This is a genomic window from Collinsella sp. CLA-AA-H167 (assembly GCF_040095305.1).
Taxonomy (GTDB): domain Bacteria; phylum Actinomycetota; class Coriobacteriia; order Coriobacteriales; family Coriobacteriaceae; genus Collinsella.
The window spans coordinates 1-23,784 of the sequence record NZ_JBBNGA010000011.1 but is presented as its reverse complement, the minus strand read 5'-3'; the positions used below and the strand labels follow the sequence as shown (position 1 = coordinate 23,784).

Sequence of the window (23,784 nt, the reverse complement as noted above, 5' to 3'; positions counted from 1 at the left end):
CCGACCACATCTCAAAACTATTCGCCAGAACGAATAGTTTTATCTGTTCGCCAAAACAAAAAACTATTCGTTTTGGCGATGACAAGTCCACAACCCAATAACTACAAGCCAGTGAATTGACCAGCCGAATTGCTGGTCTCTACAGATACTCCCCTACCTCCCACGAAGGGCCTTGAGCTTGGCCAGGGCATCGGGGCTCAGGCGACTGCCCAGAGTCATCTTGATCTGCGGAGCTTCCTCTGCCTCGTGAACGTCGTTATCGATCTGCTTGATCTCGTCCACCAGCATACGGCTCGAGATGCGCGTTACGCCCTTGCCCATGACGACGGCCTGGATCGTGCCGTCACTCGACACCACGGAGCACGCGCGGCCTTCCTCGCGCGCCTCGATGCAGAGCTTCTGCACCACGGTATCGGCCGATACGCCCGTCGGCGAGAACTCGATACGCACGCCGCGGGCAGGCAGATTAGGGCGCTCGCTGGAGATATTGCCCGCACCGTCGAACACGATCACGGCCTCGTAGCGGCCCTGGGCAAACGCCGCAACATCGTTGATGAGCGCGGTGCGCGCCATATCGTGGACGTCGCTGGAATACGGATCGTCGGAATGGTCGTAGACAAGCTTTTCGTAGCGCGGCGTGCAGTGGATCACGTTGTAGCCGTCGACCACCAGCAGCTCGGGCTTATTGGAGTGCACCGTCGAGACCGGATCGGCGATAGCCTGCGCAAACGCATTGCCGCCCACGCCATAGGTCGCGGCCGAAACAATCGGCTTGGCCGAGCCCTCGCCAAAGCGCTTGGCCTTGGACTTGGCGCGGTTCTTCTTTGACATGCGCTACTCCTCCCCCATGAGCTCGCCGGCATTGCGGCGCAGCCACTCAAAGCACAGCGCGGTGGTCGCCTGGGCCACGTTGAGACTCTCGGTCATGCCGCGCTGGGGAAGCTTGGTCAAAAAGTCACATTTCTCGAGCACCAGACGCGAGATGCCATCGCCCTCGGAACCCATGACGAGCGCAACGCGGCCCTCGAAGGGAGCATCCCAGCAACTGCCCTCGGCGTGCTCGGAGGCACCGCCCACCCAAAAGCCAGCGGCCTTGAGGTCATCGAGCGCACGGGCGATGTTGGGCACCTGCGCGATAGGCAGGTGCATGACGGCGCCGGCAGAGGTCTTGTAGCTGCCCACGGTCACGCCGGCAGCACGCTTATTGGCGATGACGACGCCGGCCGCGCCCACAACCTCGGCGGAGCGCACGATAGCGCCAAAGTTACCGTCGTCGGTCACGTGGTCGAGCACGATGACGAGCGCCGGACCGTCGCCCGCACGGTCGAGGATATCGGCAACATCGGCATAGGGGAAATTACCCACCTCGAGCGCAATGCCCTGGTGAGCGCCATGGCTCGACAGCGCATCGAGCTGCGCGCGCGGCACATACTTAATGTGGACGCCTGCGGCGTTGAGGTCGTCGACCAGGCGCGACAAGGCGGCATCGCGCTCCCCGCCCTCGGCGATGAGCGCGCACTTGATGGGAAAACCAGTGCGTAGCGCCTCGGCGGCAGCACGACGGCCTTCGATAAACTCGCCCTTGGGGACCTGAACATTGTCGCGGTTGCGATCGCGCTGCGGACGCGCAGCCTGGGCTTGGGAGCGCTCGCGCTGGCCCTTGGGAGCGGCAGCGCGGTCGTTGCGGCGAATCGGACGCGAGCCAGAAGCAGTCTGCTTGCCTCCACGCGGTGCACGCTTGCGATTGTCGGCCATAAAGCGGCCTCCTTAAATAGATAACGAACAAGAATCGACCGTCCGAGCCACGGCACCTTGCCTTTCAATCGTCAGGCATGACCACCAGGTCTATGCCCTCCTCTTTCAAGGCAATCTGCCGCACCTCGAACGGTCGACAAATAACTAGAGAGTCTTAATACGAGTGCCGGCGGCGGTATCTTCAATCGTCAGCCCGAGGTCCTTGAGCTGGTCGCGGATGGCGTCGGCCAGATCCCAGTTCTTGGCGGCGCGGGCCTCGGCGCGGGCCTCGAGAATCTTGGCAGCGGCCTCGTCCACGTCTTCACCCGTGTAGGCGACCAGGCCGGCGGCAACGCCCAGCAGGCCCAGCGGCAACTCGACCTTGGGCTCGGGGAGCTCAACGCCAAACGTATCGAGCAGCTCGACCAGCGTATCGGCGGCAGCAAGCGCGGCGGCTTTGTCGGCAGCGTCGCCCGCCTGCTCCAGGTACTGGTTGCACTCGGTCACAAAGCCAAAGACGGCGCCCATGGCACCGGCGGTATTAAAGTCGTCGTCCATGCACTCCTTAAAGGTGGCACGGGTCTCGGCGGCCTTGGCGGCAAACGCCTCGGATGCTGCCTCATCGGCATCGGCCGTCGCATGGTTCGCGGCCCAGCGCAGGTTCTCGACCGTACCGGCGATACGCGTGAGCGAGTTCTCGGCACCCTCCAGGCGCTCCCAAGAGAAGTCGAGCGGCGAGCGATAGCTCGTCTGCAGCATCAGCAGGCGCAGGGCGGCAGCGGAGTGCTGCTCGAGGACCTCGGCCAGCGTAAAGAAGTTGCCGAGCGACTTGGACATTTTCTCGCCGTCTACCAGCAGCATGCCCGTGTGCATCCAGGTGTTGGAGAAGCCCTGGTGCCAGGCGCAGGTGGCCTGGGCGCACTCGTTCTCGTGATGCGGGAAGGCAAGGTCGGAGCCGCCGCCGTGGATGTCGATCGGGGTGCCCAGGTAGCGATGCACCATGGCGGCGCACTCGGTGTGCCAACCGGGACGGCCCTCGCCCCAGGGGCTCGGCCAGCTGGGCTCGCCGGGCTTGGCAGCCTTCCACAGGGCAAAGTCGAGCGGGTCGTTCTTGTCCTCGTTCTCCTCGATGCGCGCGCCAACCATAAGGTCGTCGATGTTGCGGCCCGAGACCTGACCATAGTTGGAATCGCTGCGCACGGCAAAGTACACGTCGCCGTTATCGGCGGCGTAGGCGTGGCCCTGCTCGATGAGCGTCTTGATCATGGCGATCATGGGGCCGATCTCTTTGGTGGCGCGGGGGCGCACATCGGGATCGAGCACGTTGGCGGCACGCATGACGCCGATGAACTTGTCGGAGAACTCCGTCGCGACCTCGGCAGCCGTACGGCCCTGCTCGTTGGCGCGCTTGATGATCTTGTCGTCGACATCGGTGAGGTTCTGGGCGAACGTGACCTCGTAGCCGCTCGCGATGAGCCAGCGACGAATCACGTCAAAGCTGATGAACGTGCGGGCATTGCCGATGTGGATGTTGTCGTAGACCGTGGGGCCGCACACGTACATGCGGACCTTGCCGGACTCGATGGGCTGGAACTCTTCCTTTTTATGGGTAGCGCTGTTGTAGATACGCATTCGTTACTCCTTAACGGTTTTCTGTAGCAGGCAGACGGCCCAGGCACCGATTCCCTCGCCCTGGCCTTCCCAACCGAGCTTTTCGGTCGTAGTGGCGGCGACGCCCACGTTTTCGACGTCAACGCCCAGGGCATGGGCAAGGTTGGCGCGCATGGCATCGCGGTGCGGAGTGATCTTGGGCTGCTGACAGGCAATGGTGCAATCGGCATCGACAAACTCAAAGCCAAGCTCGCGCGCATAGTCCATCACGCGAGCGAGCAGCACCATCGAATCGGCACCCTCGTAGGCGGGATCGGTGTCGGGGAATAGCTTGCCGATGTCTCCCCCGCGGCAGGCGCCCAGAATGGCGTCGGCCAAGGCATGCGCGAGCACATCGGCATCCGAGTGGCCCAGCAGGCCGCGCTCGTAGGGAATGTCAACCCCGCCGATGATACATCGACGCCCCTCCACCAAACGGTGGACGTCGTAGCCGTGGCCAATGCGCAGGTTACTGAACATGGGGAAGGTCCTCTCCCTCGGCCATGCGGCCAAGCAGAATCGCGGTTACGGGACGCAGGTCCTCGGGCACCGTCACCTTAAGGTTATCGCGCGGGCTCTGGACACAGCGGACGCGCCCGCCCATGCGCTCGACCAGTGACGAATCGTCCGTGCCGATAAAGCCCTCAGCAATCGCCGTGGCATGGGCGCGCTTCATGGCGTCGACGCTAAAGATCTGCGGCGTCTGCGCGGCCCAGTACAGCTCGCGCGGCGGCGTCTCGACGATGTTGTCACCGTCGACAATCTTGAGCGTGTCGATCGCGGGCTGACCGCACACGACACCATCGAGGGCACGGTCGCCCACAAGCACGTCGATCGCATGATCGATGGCCTCGGTCGTGATGAGCGGACGGGCGCCGTCGTGGATGGCGACATATTCGAAACCCGCCGGAACCGCATGCACGCCGGCACGGGTGGAATCCTGGCGGGTATCGCCGGCATCGGCAAAGCTGATGGGCGTGTCATAGCCAAACGGGTCGATGGCCAGGCGGCGCATCTCGGCACGGCGCTCGGCAGGGCAAACCACGACAATGTGGCCGACCTTATCGCTACGGTCAAATGCGCGGATGGACCAGCTCATAAGCGGACGGCCCGCTACATTGACGAGCTGCTTGCCACCGGGGTTACCAAAGCGCTGGCCGCTGCCACCGGCAACGACCACGGCGCATACGGGCGCCATTATGCGTTCCCCTGTTTGGTGCCCTTCATGCGGTACAGGGAGTCCGCAAGAATGGCAGGGTTGTTAACGCCAAAGTCGCCCAGGCGCTCCGGATCCTCGCTGATGTCGTCCATGAGCTCCTGCAGCGATCCATACTCGTCGACGATCTTCTCGGCCACGCCGTCGCGCACGACGGACACGCGCGAAAGCGTGCGCAGGCCCAGCGGTGTCATGACGGAGTCCTCGTCCAGGTCGTCGTAGCCCAGAACTGCCGCCACATGCTGCGGGTCGGACAGGTCCTTAGGCGTCATGCGGCTCAGGTTGGCGCGGATCTTTTCGGCATTGGCCTCGGAGGAATCGCTCGCGTAGTCGCGAATCATCAGGTCGTACTCGGTATCCATGCTGGAGCCGGCGAGCTGCTCGAGCTGCATCTGCACGAGCTTGCCCTGGTTGCCCAGCTTGACAATGCAATCCTTAAGCTCAGTCTTTGCCTGCTGCATGATCTCGAAACTCGAGAAAATGCCGGTGATGTCGGCGAGCGTAACGTAGTCATCGAGCTCGAGGGCCGTCAGACGCAACAGGGAGCGATCGAGCGACTGGCGGGTGGTCTGGAGCGTGGCGACGAGCTGGTTGACCGAGCTCATGATGGTGGTGACGGGCTGGATCTCGTAGCTCTTACCGTGGACGTACACGTTGACGACGGCACGACGGGCCGAGACCGAAATCACGATGGCGTCGGTAAGCACCGACATGCGAGCGGCGGTACGGTGACGCATGCCCGTCTCGCTCGTGGCGAGCGAGGGATCGGGATTGAGGTGGAAGTTGGCGCGCAGGATCTGGGTGAGGTCGCCATCGATAACGATGGCGCCGTCCATCTTGGAGAGCTCGAACAGACGATTCGAGGTAAACGAAATGTTGAGCGGGAAGCCGTCGTTACCAGCAGCGAGCACGTTTTCGGTGTCACCGACGCAGATAAGGGCGCCCAGGTGACCAGCAATGATCATGTCGAGGGCGGTGCGGATCGGCTGACCGGGGGCAGTCAGGCGAATAGCCTGTTCCATACGCTTTTGCAGCTCGTTCTTATCCAAGGCATCGCTCCCATCGTATACGCTCCATAAACGCTAAATAGTTTCTCACGGTTTGTCCCCGCAGCGCTTGCGAAATCCGATGCTTACAGAATGAGCGAACACCGCTGGGGTAGTCAAAAGAGCCCCAACCCAAATGAGCTGCTTATGTGGTAGCATCGGGATTCACATGAATGAGGGAGTAGTCGCGTAGCCGGGTTCGCCTCCGGTGGCGCGGTAAGTCAACACACTGGCCGATGCGGCCTGGCTTGCCTTAATGAACGAGACTCGTGGCTGTGCGCGCAACGCGTACGCCACGGGTCTTTTTTGTTACTCCCCCAAAAGGTACACGCGGGCCTGCCCGCAGAGAGGGAGCCAGACTATGGGACTCGCAGAGCTCGTGTTGCTCGCTGTTGGCCTTTCGATGGACGCTTTTGCCGTTTCCATCTGCAAGGGTCTCGGCATGAAAAAGATCAACCTTAAAGTCGCCGTGGTGCTCGGCCTGTTCTTTGGCGGGTTTCAGGCCGGCATGCCCGTAATCGGATGGGCGCTCGGCAGCCAGCTCATGGGCATCATCGGACCCATCGACCATTGGATCGCCTTTATCCTTTTGGCCTTTATCGGCGGCAAAATGCTGTGGGAAGCCTTTACCGAGGACGAGAATGAAGGCGACGGCAAGGATGCCGAAAAGATTGACCTGGGCGAGTACCTGATCCTCGCCATCGCCACCTCAATCGACGCCCTAGCCGTAGGCATCTCATTTGCGGCGCTCTCGGTTGACATCGTTCCCGCTGTATCGCTTATCGGCGTCACAACGTTTATCTTCTCCATCGCCGGCGTAGCGATCGGCCACACCTTTGGCGCGCGCTACGAAAAACCTGCCACCATCGTGGGCGGCATCGTGCTCATCCTCATCGGGCTTAAGATCTTGCTTGAGCATCTGGGGATTTTGGCGCTGTAACGCCAAACGCAATCGCTCAAAACTCAACGCCAGTAGCATCACGAATAGTCCCCGCCCAACGGGGTTCTCCCCTCCGCAGGCGTTTCGAAACCCGCCCCCATCCCGGATTCCCACGCAGCGGCCGCGTTCACCGCCGACACGGGGACCCCTAGCTCCCCCGCGACGCGGCAGACCCTCGGCTGCCCCTCGTAAAGGATGCAGAAGACGCGCTCGAGGTCCGACGGTTCGACCAGGCTGCACCGGCAGTCCGCGTACAGCGCGCAGCCCCTCCCGCGCGGGTCGCCGCCCGAGCCCTCATCCGGCTCGTGATGGCGCACCTCGACCCAAAGGCCCTCCGACACGTCATCGAACCCGAAATCGAGCTCCGCCTGGACGCTCTCGCCGAACGCATCGCCCAGGACGAGCTCCGGCACCTTCGTCATACGGCCGTCCAGCCACTCAATCTCTATCATCGTACGCATGGTGCAAGCCTCTTCCGGCACGGGATTGTCAGCTCAAACCGACCCTTACCCATACGGACGAACATAGCTCGCCAGGGGAAGCCCCTGAAGGCCGTGCGCCACAACATGAGGCCGAATCCGCCCCCGGCTGGACAGGCCAACAACGAAGGAGCACACGGAACCGGCGCGGCGTTACAACCGTCCCGGCAAGCGTGTCACTTGGTCAAGTCATGATGCCGACAAACCCGGAAATGCTCCAACGGAGCGCCGAACGAGCGTAACAATATAAAGCCGTGCAACACGCGTTGGACGACCAGAACATCCCAAACAAAGGCCTGTCGGTCCCACCTTCAAGCCCAATAGCAAAATGTGCATCAGCGGAATTGCAGCGATACAAGTCTCAACCATCACACCGCAGCGCGCCTAGTCCCACTCATCCTACTGCAAATGTCCCAGAACGAGAAAACGACCAGCTTAACATGCCAACCTTTATATCCGCACGCGCGTAATTCAACTCATAAGGACCGGTTATCCCTTACCTGTGACACAATCTCAAACGCACAGAACAGAATCATCAGTCCAATCATCGCATAAGAGGCAGCCGAACCTTCAAACACTATTCCACAAAGAACAATCTCCGCGCCGCCAATAAGAACTGTTATCAGGCGCTCTGCCTTTTTGCTCTCGCCGCTCGCATAAAAAGGCGGCAAAGCGCACAAGATCACATATAGCCCGGGAAGGGAATACAGGATCGATAGTCCAAGCCCCCCATCAACCGCAGTGTTTTGCGTAAGAATCAACTGAACCCAAACGGCAATTATCACTGAGCAGGTTGTCGATAAAAGAAGGCTAGAAATATAGCACGCAAGAAAGTCCCGTCGCATTCGAACAGAGAAATCCGCGAACTCTCTTCGCCGCGTGGAAACAATAAGGTACACAGAAATTGCAATAGAACCAATCAGAGAAAACAGCGGAACAACCAGCAATTCAAGCTTATTACCCCATCGATCAACCACACCCCCACTCCAATGAGCGGGAATTGTATCAGGGAGGGCTGACCAAGCCGCCCATAGAATCAGAAATGGAAGAATGGAGAGGATGAAAGATGATAACACTGCAGTAATTTTTTTCGAGGCTCTCATCGATTCCGCATCTCCTTGTGCGCTCACATTCCACTCCGTCTTAAATCAAGTAAAAATAATAGCTTGAATGCAAATTTGTTTTAATTATTGGTTGATCTCATTTCCATTCTTAATAATTGTTATCTTGATTTTATATCGATTATTCGATATATAGTAATATAAATTGTGTTCAAGGAGGGCACCATGATCCGTATTCGCTCCATAGAGCTCTCAAATGTGAAAAACGTTGCTAACGGCACGATCGGCTTCAAGGACAGCCCCTTCGGTTCCAGCGTGATGGGAATATACGGTCAGAACGGATCGGGCAAGACCGCCGTCGTCGAATCCCTCGCGCGAGTCCAGGATTTGATGTGCGGCTTTCCGCTCGACCGTGAAAGCGTCGATCTGATCGGCCCCTCTGCCGAGTGCGCCAAAATCAGCATCGAGGTCGAGGTGACGGAGGGTTCCCCTTCCTCGCTCGGCTTCGTAGGCGGGCTCGGCGGCACCGTAGCGGCCGGGAAGCCCTTCACAGTTTGCTACTCGTTCTCCTTCGACAGGCTCGACGACAGACCGCGCCTCCTCTCCGAGGACCTCTCCGTCCGCGCCGAGGGGCTCGTCAAGAGAAGGCTCGCCGCCTACGATGCGGCCGATACCGAGGACAGCCAGAACCTGAAGCCCGTCAACAGGTGGCGGGCACTCAGAAATCTCGCCGGAAGGGAGGCCGACCTCGACCTCACCGTCGCACGGCGCTCCCCCGACCTGCAGGGCTCCTCGAAGCTGTTCTCGAACGCCATGGTCGCCTTCGCGGTCGCCGCGAGAAAGTCCTATCTCGAGCGCCTCGGAAATAACTCCCTATCCGAGGCGGCGAGGACGGCGTACGAGAGCGTATTGGTTCCACTCATGGACTCCACGACGCTCCTGAACAGGTTCGCCGACGATAAGATGAGGGTCTGTGACACGCGCCGAAGCGCGGCGCTGGCGTTCAACATCTTCCTCCTCGCCTCCCCGGGCAGCAGCACAGGCGGATGGTCACCCGAGGAGGCCGGAAAGGCCCCTGTCATCCGCGACGTGTCACTCCCTATCGATCAGACAACGGTCCTCCCCTCAGAAGTCTGCGACTCGGTCCGCAAGACCGTCGAGACCATCAACTGCGCGCTTGGGGCAATCGTTCCGGGACTCAGCATCCAAGTGAACACCCTCCACGGCGAAACGATGGAAGACGGCACACCGGGCGAGCGCGTCGAGCTCCTATCATGCCGGCAGGGGGTACGCGTCCCCTTCAGAACAGAATCGGAAGGAATCAAGAAGATCGCATCGATGCTCGGCTGGCTGATAAACGTCTTCAATGACGACAGCGCCTGTCTCGTCGTTGACGAGATCGACTCCGGAGTGTTCGAGTTCCTGCTCGGCGAGCTCCTCGAAGTCGTGACCGAGCAGGGCAAGGGCCAGCTCATCTTCACCGCTCACAACCTGCGAGCGCTTGAATGTCTCCCGGTCGGATGCCTCGTCTTCTCGACCTCCAACCCCAACAACCGCTACATCGGGTTCCGGGGCATGGCACCCTCGAACAACCTCAGGAACCAATACCTGAGAGCCATCAACCTCGGGGGGCAGAAGGAACAGCTGTACGAGCCGACCAGAACCTCCGCGATAGGCTCCGCCCTCCTTGAGGCTGGAAGCCCCCAGGCCCTCGACTTCGACTCCCTTCTGTCCTCCATGGGAGGCGAGTGACCATGGCAAGGGAGAAGCGGGTCGTCCTGATTCTCGTGGAGGGGCCGAGCGATGAAAACGCGCTCCTCGAGCCCATGCAGGCCGCGCTCAACTTCGCCGCAAACGGTGCACCGCCCGAGGCGAGGGCGCTCGCCTTCCACTGCGACGTTACCACGGTGCGACCCTTCTCATGGGAGGCCTCCTTCGCCGTCAAGGACAGGGTGCGCGACACCGTGCGCCAGTTCGTCGTCGACCGCATCGCGTCGCGGCACGAGTACGAATGGACCGACCTCGACCGGATCATCCACATCGTCGACCTGGACGGCGCCTTCATACCGAACGAGTGCATCGTCGAGGGGGACTGCGATGGATTCGTCTATGGCCGCGACTCTATCACCGCCCGGGACACCGCTAGGGTGGTAGACAGAAACGAGAGAAAGTCTGCCGCGCTGCTTGAGCTCGCGGGCACGCGCGAGCTCAAGCACAGAAAACACGCAGTCCCCTACAGAGTCTACTTCATGTCCCGCAACCTCGAGCATGCGCTCTACGGCTCCGTACGCGAATTCAGCGATGACGAGAAGAGGCAGCTTTCCGCAGCCTTCGGCAAGAAATACCGGAACGACCCCGAGGGTTTCATCAATCTGCTCCGAAGCGGGGACGTAAAGGTTCCGGGCGATACCGTGGAGGAGACATGGCGCTACGCCCGGGAAGGCACTAATTCCCTCCACCGGGGCTCAAGCCTTCACCTCTTCTTCTCTGACTCTGAACCGGAATCTCCGCCCCGGCCATCCGCTCCCTAGGATCCGAAAGCCCGAATGTCGTGCTGGCGCTTGTGCGAGACGATCAACTTTCGGCAGTCGCTGCTCCCCGTTTTGATCGCATGGCTCTTCCCCGTCGCCCTCCAGCGCCGGGGGTTCCCCTCCATCGCGAAGAGGTAATCCCCGTCCGGCCTTGCCGTCTCTGTAACGCCGAGCCTCCCGACGCGCCTCAAGGAAGGCGGGGTCGTCCCGGGAGAGTGGACAAAACTATAGAGACACGTTCCAAATTGACTAAAGGGTGATATGGGTTAGACGCCAGGCAATTTCCCATTTCTTAAAAGAAGAGAGGGGGCACCTGTCGCAAAAGACCGGGTGTCCCCTCTCGTAATGTCATTTGCAATCCGCTAGCACGTGGCTCGGACCGCTGCCGGCGTGACCTTTACGCGGCAAGGCGCTTGAGGACGTCGATGAGCAGCTCGTAGAAGCGCTCGGCAGAAGCGAGCTCCATGCTCTCGTCCGGGGTGTGGACATCGGAGAGCGTCGGGCCCACGGCGATGGCGTCCAGACCGTGCAGGGCCTCGGCAAACAGGCCGCACTCAAGGCCGGCGTGAATGGACTCGATGCGCAGCTCGGAGCCAAAGAGCTCACGATAGCTCTCGACAAAGACGTCGCGGACCGGCGAATGCTCGGCATAGCTCCAGCCGGGATACTCGAACTCAAACTTGGCGTCGAAGCCCAGGACATCGGCCAGCGTCTGCAGGCGGTCCTTGAACTCGTCCTGCAGCGAGGTGATCGAGGAGCGCGGGGACAGCATGATCTTGACCTCGTCGTCAGAAGTGGCAACCACACCGATGTTGGAGGAAACCTCGACGGAGCCGTCGGTGGCGACGTTGCGGCGAATCACGCCGTTAGGGGCAAGACGCAGGGCGCGGATGAGGGCAAGCGCGGACTTCTGGTCCATGGCCTCGACCTCAGCGTTATCGGCAATCTCGACGGTGCAGGTAAAGCCGGGGTCGAAGACCTCGAGCTCGGCAGTGACGTCGGCGATGATGCCCTTTGCGATCTGGGCCGCGGCCTCGGCGGCAGCGTGGTCGGCGTAGACCAGAACAGCCTTGCACTCACGGTTGATGGCGTTGTCCTTGGTGCCGCCGTTAAAGCTAACGATGGCGGGCTCGCCGGCAACCATCAGGCGGTCGATGATGCGGGCCATGATGAGGTTGCCGTTGCCGCGCTCTAGGTTGATATCGTTGCCGGAATGACCACCCAGTAGGCCGGAGATGTCGAGCGTGAGGGTGCTGCCGGTCTTGTGCTCGCGCACGATGGGGCAGGCGTAGGTAACAACGACGCCGCCGGCGCAGCTGACGGTGGCAACGCCCTCTTCCTCGGAGTCAAGGTTAATCATGGTGCGGGCGCTAATCTGGGACTTGTCGAGCGTCTCGGCACCGACCAGGCCAGTCTCCTCGTCGGTGGTGAATACGCACTCGAGGGCGGGGTGAACGATCGAATCGTCATCGAGAACAGTGAGCATCAGAGCGACAGCAATGCCGTTGTCGGCACCCAGGGTGGTGCCGTTAGCGGTGAGGACGCCGTCCTTGACGACCAGGTCGATACCGTCGGTCGTAAAGTCGTGCTCAACGGAGCCCAACTTGTCGCACACCATATCGATGTGGCCCTGCAGCATCACGGCCGGAGCATTCTCGGCGCCGGCAGAAGCGGGCTTGCGAATGATGACGTTGTAGACCTCGTCCTGGTACACATCGAGGCCGCGCTCCTTGGCAAACGCAACCAGGAAATCGCTGATGCCCTTCTCGTTGCCAGACCCACGGGGGATCGCGCTGACCTCCTCAAAGAAATGGAACAGCTGGGCGGGCTCGTAGCCGGTAATCTTGTAATCCATGGTGCCTCCTTGGCGCAACTGGTTAGACAGTAAGACATGCGCCTTGTATATTCCCAGACTTTGCGTGCATAAACCAGTCGAAAACGCCGAGCGCCCTCGCATCATCGGCTAACGGCGGGGAAACGCTACTTTATTAAGATAAAGCAGGTTAGACGGGCCGCACCGAAGGGGCGTTGGACCCTTCAACCAACCTCAAAGCTTGATCAACGTTTATGCATACGCCATTGGTATGTTTAATGAGGTTTTTGTCCTCCGTCACGACGTAATCGGCATCAATGCGATTAGCGACGCCCAGTATCAGGTCGTCCTCAAAGTCGTTGTGATGATACTTGAACACAAAGGAGTCGAAGACCTCATCTGCACCGACCGGGGCGATGAGGGCTAGCTCGCGCATCTGTCGAACGCATGCCCAGGCCGTTTCGTCTGCCGCCGCAATGGCGTTATCGCTCAGTGAGCCAGTCTTTCTTCGGCACTCCTGCTTGATTGCCGCCGAGACAAGATATGAAACGTCTTTGACCGAAAGCGACGAGGCAAACAGGGCAATCCGCTCCGAGGCGTCGGCAATCTCGATCAGATGGGCGACATTTGCCGTACGGTCGGACCTGCCAGAAAAATAATCCATCCATACGTTGGTATCGATTAACAGCTTGAGGACGCCTTCTGTGCTCATAGTTCCACCCACTCGGGATAGCGCTCCGCCATGGCCTCCTCATAGAGGTCGTCATAGTCTCCCGAGAACTCAGGGATGGGGATGCCGTATTTGAGGCACGAATCGCGAACGATATGGCTGCCTTGCGCGGCCCTTGACTCCATGCGCCGGGGCTCCACTCCGTCAGAAACTGGAGCCGCCGCGTCTCCCTTCGAGGGCATATGTCCGTTAACGACCAGATACTCCCAAAGTGTCCGAACGGCTTGCGACGGCGTCATGCCAATCTGTGCCAAAACGGCGTCCCCGGCATCCTTGAGTTGGCGATCCATGCGCACGTTCATCTGAACCGGCCGTGAGTCTAGTATCGACATAGACATGTTGGCTCCTTTTGCTATACGCTTTCCTTTACTTAGTATAGCATTTAGGATGAATGCCGCCTTTACCAGAAAGGGGACGTCCCAGCTGGAACATCCCCTTCATTCAGACTATTTCACACTTTACAGCGCGCCAGAGCCGGCTTGCATCATGCCGCCGGGGCCCGAGGTCACGCCGCCGCTTACGGGCGTGGCGTTGCCGGTGTGCGGCGCCGCCGGAGCGGTATCGCCGCCGAGCGCGCCGACCGGACGCGGTGCCGGAATCTCGCCCGTGCCGTGGCTAAAGACAAACTTGCCGTCGGCCACATCGCACAGGACGGTATCGCCCTCGCCCCACTCGCCGGCCAGCAGCTCCTCGGACAGCGGGTCCTCAATGAGCTTTTGGATGGCGCGGCGCAGCGGACGCGCGCCATTGGTGAGGTCGGTGCCCTCGGCCACAATCTTGTCGTAGGCCGCATCGGTGAGCTTGATGTTCATGCCGTTGGCAATCAGGCGTTGACGCAAGTCGTCCACCAGCAGGTGCGCGATCTTGGTCAGATTCTCGCCCGAAAGCTTCTGGAACACCACGATGTCGTCGATACGGTTGAGCAGCTCGGGGCGGAACAGGCGCTTGAGTTCGCCCATCGCACGGCCCTTAATCTCGCTCGAGGTAAGGCCGTGCTCGCCGGTGGTGCCAAAGCCAACGCTCGCATCCTGCGCAATCTCGCGGGCGCCCACGTTGGACGTCATGATGATCACGGTATTGCGGAAGTCGACCGTCTTGCCTTGGCTATCGGTCAGGCGGCCCTCCTCCAGCACCTGCAGCAGAATGTTGAAGATATCGGGGTGCGCCTTCTCGATCTCGTCAAACAGCACAACCGAGTACGGATGACGGCGCACGGCCTTGGTGAGCTGACCGCCCTCGTCATGGCCAACGTAGCCCGGGGGGCTACCGATAAGCTTGGAGACCTCGAACTCGCTGCCAAACTCCGACATGTCGAAGCTGATGAGCGCGTCCTTGCTGCCAAAGAGATACTCGGCAAGCGTCTTGGCGAGCTCGGTCTTGCCCGTGCCGGTGGGACCCAGGAAGATAAAGCTGCCGCCGGGGCGACGCGGGTCCTTGAGCGGCGAGCGACTGCGGCGCACGGCCTTGGCAACGGCCTCGACTGCCTCGTCCTGGCCGATAATGCGGGTCTTGAGCACGCTTTCGGTCTGCAGCAGGCGACGGCTCTCGCTCTCGGTGAGCGAAGACACCGGCACACCCGAGGTCACGGAGACGATGTCGGCGATCTGGGCGACGTCGATGGTGAGCGGGCTCGCGTCGAGCTCGGCCGTCCAGGCAGCCTTGGCCTCGGCAACCTCAATCTCGGCAGCCTTTTGCTGCTCAGTGATCTCGGCAGCCTTGTTCATGTCGTCGCTCTCGGTGGCCTCCTGTGCGGCAGCCTTGAGCTCTTCGACGCGATGCTCGGCCTCGCGCACCGGCTCGGGCGCGCGGTTAGCGGCGATGCGGGCGCGGGCACCGGCCTCGTCGATAAGGTCGATGGCCTTATCGGGCAGGAAGCGGTCCTGAATGTAGCGGTTGGAGAGGTTCGCGGCGGCCTCGATAGCACCCTGTGTGTAACGCACATGGTGGTGCTCCTCGTAGCGCGGCTTGAGCGCGGTCAGGATCTTGACCGTGTCCTCGACGCTCGGCTCCTCGACATCGATTGTCTGGAAGCGACGCTCAAAGGCCGGATCCTTGGTGAGGTACTTGCGGAACTCCTCGGCCGTGGTGGCGCCGATGATCTGGAAGGCACCGCGTGCGAGAACGGGCTTGAGCATGGAGCTCGCATCGATAGAACCCTCAGCAGAGCCGGCACCGATGATGGTGTGCATCTCGTCGATAAACAAGATAACGTCGTCGGCTTCGGTCGCCTCCTGGATCACGTTCTTGAGACGCTCCTCGAACTCGCCGCGATACTTGGCGCCCGCAACAAGACCCGGCAGGTCGAGTGTCCAGATATTCTGGTTCATGAGGTTCTCGGGCACGTTGCCGGCGGCAATCTGCTGAGCCAGGCCCTCGACGATGGCTGTCTTGCCCACGCCGGGATCACCCAAGATAAGCGGGTTGTTCTTGGTGCGGCGCGAAAGGATCTCCATCATGCGCTGGACTTCCTTTTCGCGACCGATCACGGGATCGAGCTTGCCGTCGCGCGCCTTCTGTGTGAGGTTGGTGGCGAACTGCTTGAGCGTGTCGGTGCCGTCCCCCTTTTGCTGTGAGGCGTCCGAGCCGCTAAAGAACGGCAGGCCCGCACCGGGGCGGCCGGCGCCAGCTCCGGCGAGCGGACGCTTCTTGTCCTGGTCCTTGGCGGTGAGCTTTTCGATGGCCTTTTTGATAGAAGCGGACGAAACACCCAGGCGCATGAGGATGTCCATGGCCATTCCGTTGCCCTCTTCGACGATACCGATGAGCAGGTGCTCGGTCGACACATAGGTCTGGTTGTTCTCGCGCGCCACACGGAAGGAACGCTCCATCACGCTAATGACGAGCGGCGTAAAGGCGAGCTTGGCGGCCTCGGTCTCCTCGCTGGGCTCGGGAACGGTGGTCTGGACCTCCTTGAGGGTGTCCATGATGTCGTCGTAGGAGATATCGAGCGAGCGCAGTGCCTCGGCGGCAATGCCCTCGTCCTCCTTAGCGAGCGCGAGCAGCAGATGCTCGGTACCCACTTTATTTGAGTGTAGATCGAGCGCCTCTTGCTTGGCCATGGACATGACCTTGCGCGCGCGATCGGTAAAACGGTCTAACATGCTAGTTCCTCTTAGACGAGCTAGTTTTTTCAAACGCAAAGCGCCGCCCCGCGGCAGCGCTTTGGTCTCTTTACCCATATGGAGTATATGTTAACCGTTGGGACCTTTTCCGCACGGAGCCATACGACAACGTCTACAAAAAAGGAATCGCTCCGGTCTGTTTGGGGGTCTGGTTCTGAGCGTTGCCTAGCAGGCAGGCTCGACGTCCATGCCCTCGGAAATGTTGGCAACCTCCTCGGCAGCGGGAGCACCCGGCATGTGCACGAGCTCCATGTGCGGCTCGGCAAAGACCGTGCCCATGGGGAAGGCGCGACGGAAGACAAACCGGGCAACCGGACCGGCCACCAGCAGGTTCCAGGGCAGGGCCATGATAAAGTTGCGCGGAATGTTGACGAGCCACATCATCGGCAGCGCCTGCAAATTGGCAAGCGGGCCGCCGGGCATATGGAACAGGCCCTCGCAGGCGCCGTAGAGCGACATGATGATGACCATGGGGACGACCATGCAGGAGCTGACGGCGAGCGTCATAGCGAGCGGCGAGCTCTTGCCCGGAGTAACCAGGAACTTGAAGGCGAAGCCTTTGGCTGGCGGGCTGGCGATAAACCAGTCGCAGCACATGGCAAAGACGTAGGCAACGGGGAAGCCAAGCCATGCAGCGGCAACAACCTCGCCGTTGATGGCCCCATGCTGCAGGGCAACGTTGTAGATGCTCATCCAGAGCACCATACAAAAACACATGATAAAGGTGAACAGCAGGCTCTCTCGTTTGTTGATAGGCATAAAGGGCGAAATCCTTTCTGTGTTACGCCGCGGCGCGTGCAAAAAAACGGGCAGGCGAGATGGAGTTACTGGGACTTCATCTCGCCCGCCCGCGGTACGTGCGTCTGCGACTACTTATGTGGTGGAACTACCCTAACACGAACAACACGCGCTTCGTAAGCGTTGAGTTTGTGGAGATGCTCGGCGTATTGGTGCAAAGTAACCTGTCCCCCTTGCACCAATTAGCTGGTGTGGCGCCAGCGGGGATCGGTGAGAGTTCTCGCTACGCTCAGGCCGACGGGAAGGAACGCCACGATGAGCACCGCACGCACAAACCAGCCAAGCATATTAACCGTGTCAAACGTGCACATGTAGTACATCGAGCGATACAGATACAGTCCCGGCACCATGATGACAATCGATGGCACCGTGAGGGCGATGCGCGGGTACGTGAGCTTGATTTCGGCCAGGCTCGCAAGCAGTCCCGACACCAGCGCGCCGATAAACGCCGCCGCCTCGGGAGGCATGCCTGCACTCAGGCCCAGAAAGGGAAACAGCGTCGGCGCATCGACGAGCGTAAGGCGCAAGGTATTAGACACGGCACCGATGAGCCCAGCCGCCGCGGCCATCTTTATCGGACTGTTGAACATAACCGAGAAGCCAAATACACCGATAAAGCTCATCAGTATGCGCAAGAGCGTAAGAGCCAACGGTGAGAGGCCGAGCGGGGCGAAGTCATCCGGCGCCAGTCCCACACACTCGGCAACCATCCAGCCTACGAGGGTCGCCATCACAATAATTGACACAGCATACGAAAGACGCTCGATGCCGCTTCGCATATCGAGCTTTGCGATGTCGAGGCCTGCCGTAATGAGGGGAAAGCCGGGGATGACAAAGAGCATGGCGCCGATATAGCCTTCTTGGTGCGACATTGCCCCCGGAATGACCTGGCCAAGGCCGAGCAACGCCAGTAAATACGAGATACAGGCCAGCGCGACGCCAATCGTCAACGCGCTAAACTGGCCGAGGCCCTGCTTGAGGATATGAGAACGGGCAAAGTTGCCGACGCCCGCGCCCACGAACGCACATGCCATCTCAATGGGACCGCCACCAAGTAAAAAGACAAAGGCGCCACAGGCGCAGGCCGCCGCAAGGCCCTGTTGCCAAGGCGCGTAATCAGGTTTTGAACTCTCAACGGTCTTGAGCATCTCGTGATACTCATGCACGGTAAACCGGCGCCCATAAGTCTCGATTTCCTTTAGGAAGCTCTCCATCATCCAAATGCGATGAGTGTTGACGCCCGTTGTTGGCAGGCTGACGACCTCGTTAAAGCAGTGGCCGCCTTCGATGCAGGTGCACTCAAACGACAGGAGACTTAAGTCAACGTGGATGGTGACACCGAGTACGGCGGCGACGCGGTTCATGGTATCGCGTACACGCCAGGCACCCGTTCCGCTCGCGAGCATAAGCATACCGGTGCGGCAGATGATGGATGATTTGTCGGTAAGTGGCGCATCGACGGCAAGCTCATCGCCCGCGGTCACGATCTGGCGCCAGTCAGTTTTCATATGGAGCGCGCCGGCACGGACACCGTGGTGCATGGGGGCTCTCGAAGGCAGTGAGTCAAGGCGCGAAGGCTGTGGGGGTTCCGTCGATTCATCCTCAACCTCATCAGCCTCTTCATCGACCAGATCAAAGGAATCAAGCGGCGCTGGCTCGCGACGGTCGATCAGCTCCTCGTCCTCATCATCAAAGTAATTGAACTGATCGAGCATGTCCTCTTCGATCGCGCGCTCGCTCGCATCGTCCATACAGACGCTCCCTTCCTGCCGACTAACTCCCATCCTAGGCAGCGACGGCTAAAGGAAACATAAAAGAGACAACTGTCATGTGAGTCATGTACGCAATAGCCGTTAGGTAGTCGTTGGGGACGTTCTTGAATGGCTAGTCGTTTAAGAACGTCCCTAAGTGCCAACCAAGGCAACGCCGCAGGTAGAGGACGGACAGCGAGCGACGTCCAGGGCGAACAAGTTGGCATGAAAAAGGCAAGACATAGACCTTCTGGTCATGCCTTACCTTTTGAATGACAAATTGTCGCCCTGGGCGGCGCGCAGCGTCGAGCCGTTACGCGGTTCGTAGAACCGCGTAACTAGTTAGCACATCTTTGCGCCGGCGGGGATGGAAGCGTCGAGCTGAATCAGATTGAGGCGCTCCTCGCCCTCCTCCTCGTGAATAGCGCTGATCAGCATGCCGCAGCTGGGAATGCCCATCATCTTGCGCGGAGGAAGGTTGGTGATGGCGAGCAGGGTCTTGCCGACCAAGTCCTCGGGCTCATAGTATTCATGGATGCCGGAAAGGATGGTGCGGTCGGTACCGGTACCGTCGTCGAGCGTAAAGTTCAGCAGCTTCTTGGACTTCTTGACGGCTTCGCACGCCTTGACCTTCACGGCGCGGAAATCGCTCTTGGAGAAGGTATCAAAGTCGACAAACTCCTCGAACAGCGGCTCGACGGCGATCTTAGAGTAATCGAGCGTAGGCTTGAGCGATTTGACGAACGGGCTCGAGGCGTTGCCGGCCTCGGCGGCCTTGGCGGCAGCAGCACCGGACTGGAAACCCTTCTCGGGCTTCATGTGCGGGAACAGCAGGACGTCGCGGATGGAGGCCTGGTTGGTGAGCAGCATGACCACGCGGTCGATACCGATGCCGATGCCGCCCGCGGGAGGCATGCCGTACTCGAGGGCGCGCACGTAGTCCTCGTCGTACTCCATGGCCTCGTCGTCACCGCCAGCCTTCTCGGCCATCTGAGCGGCAAAGCGCTCGGCCTGGTCGACCGGGTCGTTGAGCTCGGAGAACGCGTTAGCGTACTCGTGACCGGCGATAACCAGCTCAAAGCGGTGCGTCAGACGCGGGTCGTCCTCAAAACGCTTGGCAAGCGGGCTGACCTCGATGGGGTAATCGCACACGAAGGTCGGGTTGACGATGGTGTCCTCGCCCAGCTCATCGTAAATCTCGGCGATGATCTTGCCAGCAGTCCACTCGGGCTTGATCTCCAGGCCCTTCTCGCGCGCGGCGGCAGCAAGCTCCTCGACCGGCGTGTCGATGGTGACTTTCTTGCCGAGCACGTCAGAGACAATATCAGTCATGGGGCGGCTTGCCCACTCACCGGAAAGATCGATGGTCTGGCCCTGGTACTCGATGACCTCGGGGTTGCCGATGGCCTTGTTGGCAGCCTTGATGACGCCCTGGGCAAGCGCCTTCATGCCCTCGAGATCGGAGAAGGCACGGTAGGCCTCCATCGTGGTGAACTCGGGGTTGTGGGTGAGGTCCATGCCCTCGTTGCGGAAGATGCGGCCAATCTCGAACACGCGCTCAAAGCCGCCGACGATGCAGCGCTTGAGATGCAGCTCGGTAGCAATGCGCAGATAGCACTCCTGGTCGAGCGCGTTGAAGTGCGTGATGAACGGCTTAGCCGTGGCGCCGCCCTGGATAGTCTGCAGGATGGGGGTCTCGACTTCCATGTAGCCGTCGGACTCCATGAAGCGGCGGAAGGTGGAGAGAATCTGCGAACGCTTGCGGAAGGTCTCGCGGACATCGTCGTTGGCGATCAGGTCGACGTAGCGCTGACGATAACGGGTCTCCTTGTCGGAAAGACCGTGGAACTTCTCGGGCAGCGGACGAACGGCCTTGGCAAGCAGGGTCGCGCTCTTAGGGGCAACGGAGAGCTGGCCGCGCTGGGTGCGCACAACCACGCCGGTCACGCCCAGGATGTCGCCCAGGTCGAGGGACTTGAGCGTATTCCATGCAGCCTCGTCCATGTCGTTGATGCGGCAGAACAGCTGAATCTCGGCAGTCGCATCGCGCACGACGATGAACATGATCTTGCCCTGACCGCGCTTGGCGACCACGCGGCCGGCGATCTTCACGACGTCCTCGGTGTCCTCGCCATCGGCAAGCTCGGCGTACTTAGCCTCGATATCGGCAACGTAGTCCTCAAGCTCAGAGTGCTCGGGATAGGGGTTCTGGCCCGCCTCGAACAGGGCGGCGCGCTTGGCCAGGCGGGTGGCGCGCTCGTCGTTGAGCGTCGATGCCTGATCTGCGGCGTTCTGGTTCTCTGCCATAAGTTAGCTCCTCAAACTAAAACGCTCCCCAGGATTCGGTCCCAGGGAGCGAAAACATACCTTTACGCGGGACCGTGGTCTAGCGTGCAATCTTGGCGATGGTGTAGACGCGAGTCTTGCCGGAAGGCGTAACGACCTCGACGGAGTCGCCCTCGCCGTGACCGATGATGGCGTGGCCGACCGGAGACTCGTTGGAAATCTTGTGCTCGAGCGAGTTGGTCTCGGTGGTACCGACGAGCGTGACTTCCATGACCTCACCGTTGGGATCAATCAGAGAAACGGTGGAACCGATGGAGACGGTCAGATCACCTGTGGTGGCAGCAACCTGAGCGTTGGCAAGGATGGCCTGGATCTCGGCAATACGAGCGGCGTTCTGGGCCTGCTTGTCCTTGGCGGCATCGTACTCGGAGTTCTCCGAAAGGTCGCCGAACGCGCGGGCTTCCTTGATGTCCTCGACGATCTCCTTGGCGTAATCGCCCTCACGCCAAGCGAGCTCCTCGACGAGCTTCTGGCGGCCCTCAGCGGTCAGTACGATCTGGCTTGCGTCCATACGGATATCTCCCCAACTCTGATCAAACAATCAACTGTCAACAAAACGAAAAAGACCGGCTAGCCTGCGGGCAAGCCGGTCAGGTGCTCACCCCAAAGGGATGGGACTACTCTGCGTCCGCGTCGCTGTCCTCTGCCTGCTTCTTCTTGGCAGCAGCGAGCTTGGCCTCGAGCTCAGCGATCTCCTTGTCCTCCTCGGACTGCTCGACCACGACCTCCTCGGCCTGCTTGGTCTCGGCCTTATCGTCGCCCTCCATACCCTCGCGGATATTCTTGACGGTAGAGCCGAGGGACTTGCCGAGCTTCGGCAGGTTCTTGGGCCCGAAGATAATCAGGACAACGACGAGAATAATGATGAGCTCAGGAGCCCTCAGTCCAAACATGTAGACCTCCACAATACAGCGAGACAAGCTCGAATGAGTATACCGCGGGTATCGCGGTATCACAACAATAGCTAAAAAAAGGGACCGCAAGAAGCGGTCCCTCCTCATGCTCTGGTCGGGTTGACTGGATTTGAACCAGCGACCCCTGCGTCCCGAACGCAGTGCTCTACCAAACTGAGCCACAACCCGTTAGCTCGACTATAGTAACAAAGATTTCCGTCGTGTGCTAGAGAAATTTTTACTTCTTTGGCACTTCGATGCGAACCGTGTTGGGAATGAGCTCCGTCGCGCAGGACCACCAGCCGTTTTGCAGGGCAGCGTCGGCAAGCCTTTCGGCCGTGGCGGCGGTGTCGCAAATGGCAAATGAGCAGGCACCCGATCCGCACACATCTACAGCAACGGTGCCGTCCTGTTTACGCAGCCAATCGAGAACCGTTTGAATCTGCGGCTCCATCTGTGCGGAAATGACACCTAGGTTGTTATGGATGAGCGCATATGCCGTCTCGGCATCACCAGCATGCAAGGCAGAAGCTATCGCGCCGGGCTTGTCTGCAGGCACCGGAGCCTCGTCAAAACGTCGATAGGCTTCAATTGTTGAAACGCTTGCCTCGCGCGGCTTGACCAACACGACGGGCGTTGCGGGCAGCGCGGGATACTCAGTTGCCAGCACGTCTCCCCCACCTACGTAGAACGCAAGGCTCGCGTGCAAAAAGAACGGGACGTCAGCACCAATACCCCGCGCAATGTCGTCGAGCGCGGGGTCGGTGCGATCAATTCCCCAGAGCTCCGCCAAGGCGACAATGACCGCGGCCGCGTCCGTCGAGGGGCCGCCCAAGCCGGCGCACAATGGAATGCGCTTCTCAATCGTCACGCAGATGTTTGCCTCGCAACCATAATGCTCGGCCATAGCAACCGCAGCCCGATACGCCGTATTCTTTTGCATGGGAAAATCTGATGCCGGAACCGTCTGGACGGTCAGCGCCTGCGCCGGCGCGACCGTCACGGAATCGGAAAGACCGACGGCTGCCATCAGGGAATCGACCCTGTGGTAGCCGCGGTCATCGCGCTCGGTATGAACCCCCAGGTAGAGGTTAATCTTTGCCGGCGCGGAAAGAGTCAGGGACCGATCGGTCACCGTTAGTGCTCCTCGAGCTGATTGCCGAGCGGGGTAAAAATGTGCTCACCGCTCTCGGGGTCGAACAGCTCGACCTGCCCGGTGAGGACATCGATATACTGGTAGGACTGACGCGACTTGCGGCCGCGACGTTCGTCAACCTCGACGATAAAGACGGCGGGGTGGACGCTCTTGATGGTGCCCATGCGCTCGACGACGCGGGTGCGGCCCATGTTGGCCTTCACCTTGACGCGATCGCCCACCATATCGGTCAGCTTCTCGTGGATGTCGTCGACGTGATTGACTTCCATCTCTTCCATGAACAGGGCCTCCAGAAGGTGCAATTCAAAAAGGGGATAATACCCCTAAGATAGACAAAACTCTAATACTATAGCACCCTGTTGCGACCACGCGCAAGTAGCTAATTTGGCTACCTTGATTCTCATGTTCACTGCAACAGCCTCAGGACTCAGCGCAACGCGTTGCGCTGAGTCCTGAGGCGCGAATCCGGGTAGGCAACCCCAGAGGGGCCGGAATCCCCCGGCCCGCGATGGAGGGAG

The 23,784-nt window shown here is 60.3% G+C and carries 22 protein-coding genes and 1 tRNA gene; 3 read left to right on the top strand and 20 right to left on the bottom strand.

What is annotated here, in order from left to right:
• Positions 1–153 precede the first annotated feature (153 nt).
• From AAAT03_RS07505 to disA, 6 genes are all read right to left on the bottom strand, one after another.
• The gene (locus AAAT03_RS07505; protein ID WP_006234978.1) at positions 154–831 is read right to left on the bottom strand and encodes an NYN domain-containing protein; all 678 of its coding nucleotides are present in this window, start codon (positions 829–831) and stop codon (positions 154–156) included.
• 3 nt (positions 832–834) lie between these two features.
• Positions 835–1,755 carry a 23S rRNA (guanosine(2251)-2'-O)-methyltransferase RlmB gene (gene rlmB / locus AAAT03_RS07500; RefSeq protein ID WP_349103012.1) on the bottom strand — a complete coding sequence of 307 codons (921 nt, stop codon included), beginning with the start codon at positions 1,753–1,755 and terminating at the stop codon, positions 835–837.
• Between the two features lie 144 nt (positions 1,756–1,899).
• Complete coding sequence (cysS, locus tag AAAT03_RS07495; RefSeq protein WP_349103011.1) at positions 1,900–3,366, bottom strand: cysteine--tRNA ligase; 1,467 nt, start codon at positions 3,364–3,366, stop codon at positions 1,900–1,902.
• A gap of 3 nt (positions 3,367–3,369) precedes the next feature.
• Positions 3,370–3,864, bottom strand: a complete 495-nt coding sequence (ispF, locus tag AAAT03_RS07490; protein ID WP_006234975.1) for a 2-C-methyl-D-erythritol 2,4-cyclodiphosphate synthase — start codon at positions 3,862–3,864, stop codon at positions 3,370–3,372.
• Complete coding sequence (gene ispD, locus AAAT03_RS07485) at positions 3,854–4,582, bottom strand: 2-C-methyl-D-erythritol 4-phosphate cytidylyltransferase (RefSeq protein WP_349103010.1); 729 nt, start codon at positions 4,580–4,582, stop codon at positions 3,854–3,856. Before ispD ends, ispF begins: the two co-directional genes overlap by 11 nt.
• Positions 4,582–5,649, bottom strand: coding sequence for a DNA integrity scanning diadenylate cyclase DisA (gene disA, locus AAAT03_RS07480; RefSeq protein ID WP_089572525.1), 1,068 nt, complete (start codon positions 5,647–5,649; stop codon positions 4,582–4,584). The genes ispD and disA overlap by 1 nt, the downstream gene beginning before the upstream one ends.
• Before the next feature lie 358 nt (positions 5,650–6,007).
• Here disA and AAAT03_RS07475 point away from each other — a divergent pair, with 358 nt between their 5' ends.
• Positions 6,008–6,586 carry a manganese efflux pump MntP family protein gene (locus AAAT03_RS07475; RefSeq protein ID WP_349103009.1) on the top strand — a complete coding sequence of 193 codons (579 nt, stop codon included), beginning with the start codon at positions 6,008–6,010 and terminating at the stop codon, positions 6,584–6,586.
• A gap of 38 nt (positions 6,587–6,624) precedes the next feature.
• On the opposite strand, the gene AAAT03_RS07470 is transcribed toward AAAT03_RS07475, so the two are convergent.
• Both AAAT03_RS07470 and AAAT03_RS07465 read right to left on the bottom strand, forming a co-directional pair.
• Positions 6,625–7,047: a hypothetical protein gene (locus AAAT03_RS07470; RefSeq protein ID WP_117773485.1), complete on the bottom strand. Its 423-nt coding sequence runs from the start codon at positions 7,045–7,047 to the stop codon at positions 6,625–6,627.
• 494 nt (positions 7,048–7,541) lie between these two features.
• Positions 7,542–8,195: a DUF1648 domain-containing protein gene (locus AAAT03_RS07465; RefSeq protein ID WP_124785975.1), complete on the bottom strand. Its 654-nt coding sequence runs from the start codon at positions 8,193–8,195 to the stop codon at positions 7,542–7,544.
• Positions 8,196–8,351: 156 nt separating this feature from the next.
• Here AAAT03_RS07465 and AAAT03_RS07460 point away from each other — a divergent pair, with 156 nt between their 5' ends.
• Both AAAT03_RS07460 and AAAT03_RS07455 read left to right on the top strand, forming a co-directional pair.
• On the top strand, positions 8,352–9,878 hold the full coding sequence (locus AAAT03_RS07460; protein WP_117773487.1) for a hypothetical protein: 1,527 nt from the start codon (positions 8,352–8,354) through the stop codon (positions 9,876–9,878).
• A 2-nt stretch (positions 9,879–9,880) separates the two neighbouring features.
• Positions 9,881–10,657, top strand: coding sequence for a hypothetical protein (locus tag AAAT03_RS07455; protein ID WP_117773488.1), 777 nt, complete (start codon positions 9,881–9,883; stop codon positions 10,655–10,657).
• 397 nt (positions 10,658–11,054) lie between these two features.
• Here the strand turns inward: AAAT03_RS07455 and AAAT03_RS07450 are convergent, their stop codons facing one another.
• The 12 genes from AAAT03_RS07450 to AAAT03_RS07395 all read right to left on the bottom strand — a co-directional run bounded on the left by AAAT03_RS07450 (position 11,055) and on the right by AAAT03_RS07395 (position 23,544).
• Positions 11,055–12,512, bottom strand: a complete 1,458-nt coding sequence (locus AAAT03_RS07450) for an aminoacyl-histidine dipeptidase (RefSeq protein WP_117773489.1) — start codon at positions 12,510–12,512, stop codon at positions 11,055–11,057.
• A 148-nt stretch (positions 12,513–12,660) separates the two neighbouring features.
• A complete protein-coding gene (locus tag AAAT03_RS07445; protein ID WP_117773490.1) occupies positions 12,661–13,182 on the bottom strand; it encodes a PIN domain-containing protein in 522 nt (173 codons plus the stop codon).
• Positions 13,179–13,538, bottom strand: a complete 360-nt coding sequence (locus AAAT03_RS07440; protein WP_197032147.1) for a type II toxin-antitoxin system RelB/DinJ family antitoxin — start codon at positions 13,536–13,538, stop codon at positions 13,179–13,181. Before AAAT03_RS07440 ends, AAAT03_RS07445 begins: the two co-directional genes overlap by 4 nt.
• A gap of 120 nt (positions 13,539–13,658) precedes the next feature.
• Entirely contained in the window at positions 13,659–16,301 is a 2,643-nt protein-coding gene (locus AAAT03_RS07435; protein ID WP_117840011.1) for an ATP-dependent Clp protease ATP-binding subunit, read from the bottom strand.
• Between the two features lie 186 nt (positions 16,302–16,487).
• A complete protein-coding gene (locus tag AAAT03_RS07430) occupies positions 16,488–17,081 on the bottom strand; it encodes a DUF2798 domain-containing protein (RefSeq protein WP_117840012.1) in 594 nt (197 codons plus the stop codon).
• A gap of 221 nt (positions 17,082–17,302) precedes the next feature.
• Positions 17,303–18,871, bottom strand: coding sequence for a threonine/serine exporter family protein (locus tag AAAT03_RS07425; protein ID WP_231500736.1), 1,569 nt, complete (start codon positions 18,869–18,871; stop codon positions 17,303–17,305).
• A gap of 342 nt (positions 18,872–19,213) precedes the next feature.
• On the bottom strand, positions 19,214–21,178 hold the full coding sequence (gene lysS, locus AAAT03_RS07420; RefSeq protein ID WP_117840013.1) for a lysine--tRNA ligase: 1,965 nt from the start codon (positions 21,176–21,178) through the stop codon (positions 19,214–19,216).
• A gap of 79 nt (positions 21,179–21,257) precedes the next feature.
• Positions 21,258–21,728: a transcription elongation factor GreA gene (gene greA / locus AAAT03_RS07415; RefSeq protein WP_006234960.1), complete on the bottom strand. Its 471-nt coding sequence runs from the start codon at positions 21,726–21,728 to the stop codon at positions 21,258–21,260.
• A 106-nt stretch (positions 21,729–21,834) separates the two neighbouring features.
• Positions 21,835–22,110, bottom strand: coding sequence for a twin-arginine translocase TatA/TatE family subunit (gene tatA / locus AAAT03_RS07410; RefSeq protein ID WP_022094895.1), 276 nt, complete (start codon positions 22,108–22,110; stop codon positions 21,835–21,837).
• A 112-nt stretch (positions 22,111–22,222) separates the two neighbouring features.
• Positions 22,223–22,299: transfer RNA gene (locus AAAT03_RS07405), tRNA-Pro, on the bottom strand.
• A gap of 49 nt (positions 22,300–22,348) precedes the next feature.
• Complete coding sequence (ispE, locus tag AAAT03_RS07400; protein ID WP_117774375.1) at positions 22,349–23,245, bottom strand: 4-(cytidine 5'-diphospho)-2-C-methyl-D-erythritol kinase; 897 nt, start codon at positions 23,243–23,245, stop codon at positions 22,349–22,351.
• A gap of 2 nt (positions 23,246–23,247) precedes the next feature.
• Positions 23,248–23,544: a Veg family protein gene (locus AAAT03_RS07395; RefSeq protein WP_006234957.1), complete on the bottom strand. Its 297-nt coding sequence runs from the start codon at positions 23,542–23,544 to the stop codon at positions 23,248–23,250.
• Positions 23,545–23,784 lie beyond the last annotated feature (240 nt).

Bases quoted from the DNA above. Each gene is read 5' to 3' on its own strand.
- AAAT03_RS07505 (WP_006234978.1), bottom strand. From the start codon at position 831: ATGTCAAAGAAGAACCGCGCCAAGTCCAAGGCCAAGCGCTTTGGCGAG.
- rlmB (WP_349103012.1), bottom strand. From the start codon at position 1,755: ATGGCCGACAATCGCAAGCGTGCACCGCGTGGAGGCAAGCAGACTGCT.
- cysS (WP_349103011.1), bottom strand. From the start codon at position 3,366: ATGCGTATCTACAACAGCGCTACCCATAAAAAGGAAGAGTTCCAGCCC.
- ispF (WP_006234975.1), bottom strand. From the start codon at position 3,864: ATGTTCAGTAACCTGCGCATTGGCCACGGCTACGACGTCCACCGTTTG.
- ispD (WP_349103010.1), bottom strand. From the start codon at position 4,582: ATGGCGCCCGTATGCGCCGTGGTCGTTGCCGGTGGCAGCGGCCAGCGC.
- AAAT03_RS07475 (WP_349103009.1), top strand. From the start codon at position 6,008: ATGGGACTCGCAGAGCTCGTGTTGCTCGCTGTTGGCCTTTCGATGGAC.
- AAAT03_RS07470 (WP_117773485.1), bottom strand. From the start codon at position 7,047: ATGCGTACGATGATAGAGATTGAGTGGCTGGACGGCCGTATGACGAAG.
- AAAT03_RS07460 (WP_117773487.1), top strand. From the start codon at position 8,352: ATGATCCGTATTCGCTCCATAGAGCTCTCAAATGTGAAAAACGTTGCT.
- AAAT03_RS07455 (WP_117773488.1), top strand. From the start codon at position 9,881: ATGGCAAGGGAGAAGCGGGTCGTCCTGATTCTCGTGGAGGGGCCGAGC.
- AAAT03_RS07450 (WP_117773489.1), bottom strand. From the start codon at position 12,512: ATGGATTACAAGATTACCGGCTACGAGCCCGCCCAGCTGTTCCATTTC.
- AAAT03_RS07445 (WP_117773490.1), bottom strand. From the start codon at position 13,182: ATGAGCACAGAAGGCGTCCTCAAGCTGTTAATCGATACCAACGTATGG.
- AAAT03_RS07440 (WP_197032147.1), bottom strand. From the start codon at position 13,538: ATGTCTATGTCGATACTAGACTCACGGCCGGTTCAGATGAACGTGCGC.
- AAAT03_RS07435 (WP_117840011.1), bottom strand. From the start codon at position 16,301: ATGTTAGACCGTTTTACCGATCGCGCGCGCAAGGTCATGTCCATGGCC.
- AAAT03_RS07430 (WP_117840012.1), bottom strand. From the start codon at position 17,081: ATGCCTATCAACAAACGAGAGAGCCTGCTGTTCACCTTTATCATGTGT.
- AAAT03_RS07425 (WP_231500736.1), bottom strand. From the start codon at position 18,871: ATGGACGATGCGAGCGAGCGCGCGATCGAAGAGGACATGCTCGATCAG.
- lysS (WP_117840013.1), bottom strand. From the start codon at position 21,178: ATGGCAGAGAACCAGAACGCCGCAGATCAGGCATCGACGCTCAACGAC.
- greA (WP_006234960.1), bottom strand. From the start codon at position 21,728: ATGGACGCAAGCCAGATCGTACTGACCGCTGAGGGCCGCCAGAAGCTC.
- tatA (WP_022094895.1), bottom strand. From the start codon at position 22,110: ATGTTTGGACTGAGGGCTCCTGAGCTCATCATTATTCTCGTCGTTGTC.
- AAAT03_RS07395 (WP_006234957.1), bottom strand. From the start codon at position 23,544: ATGGAAGAGATGGAAGTCAATCACGTCGACGACATCCACGAGAAGCTG.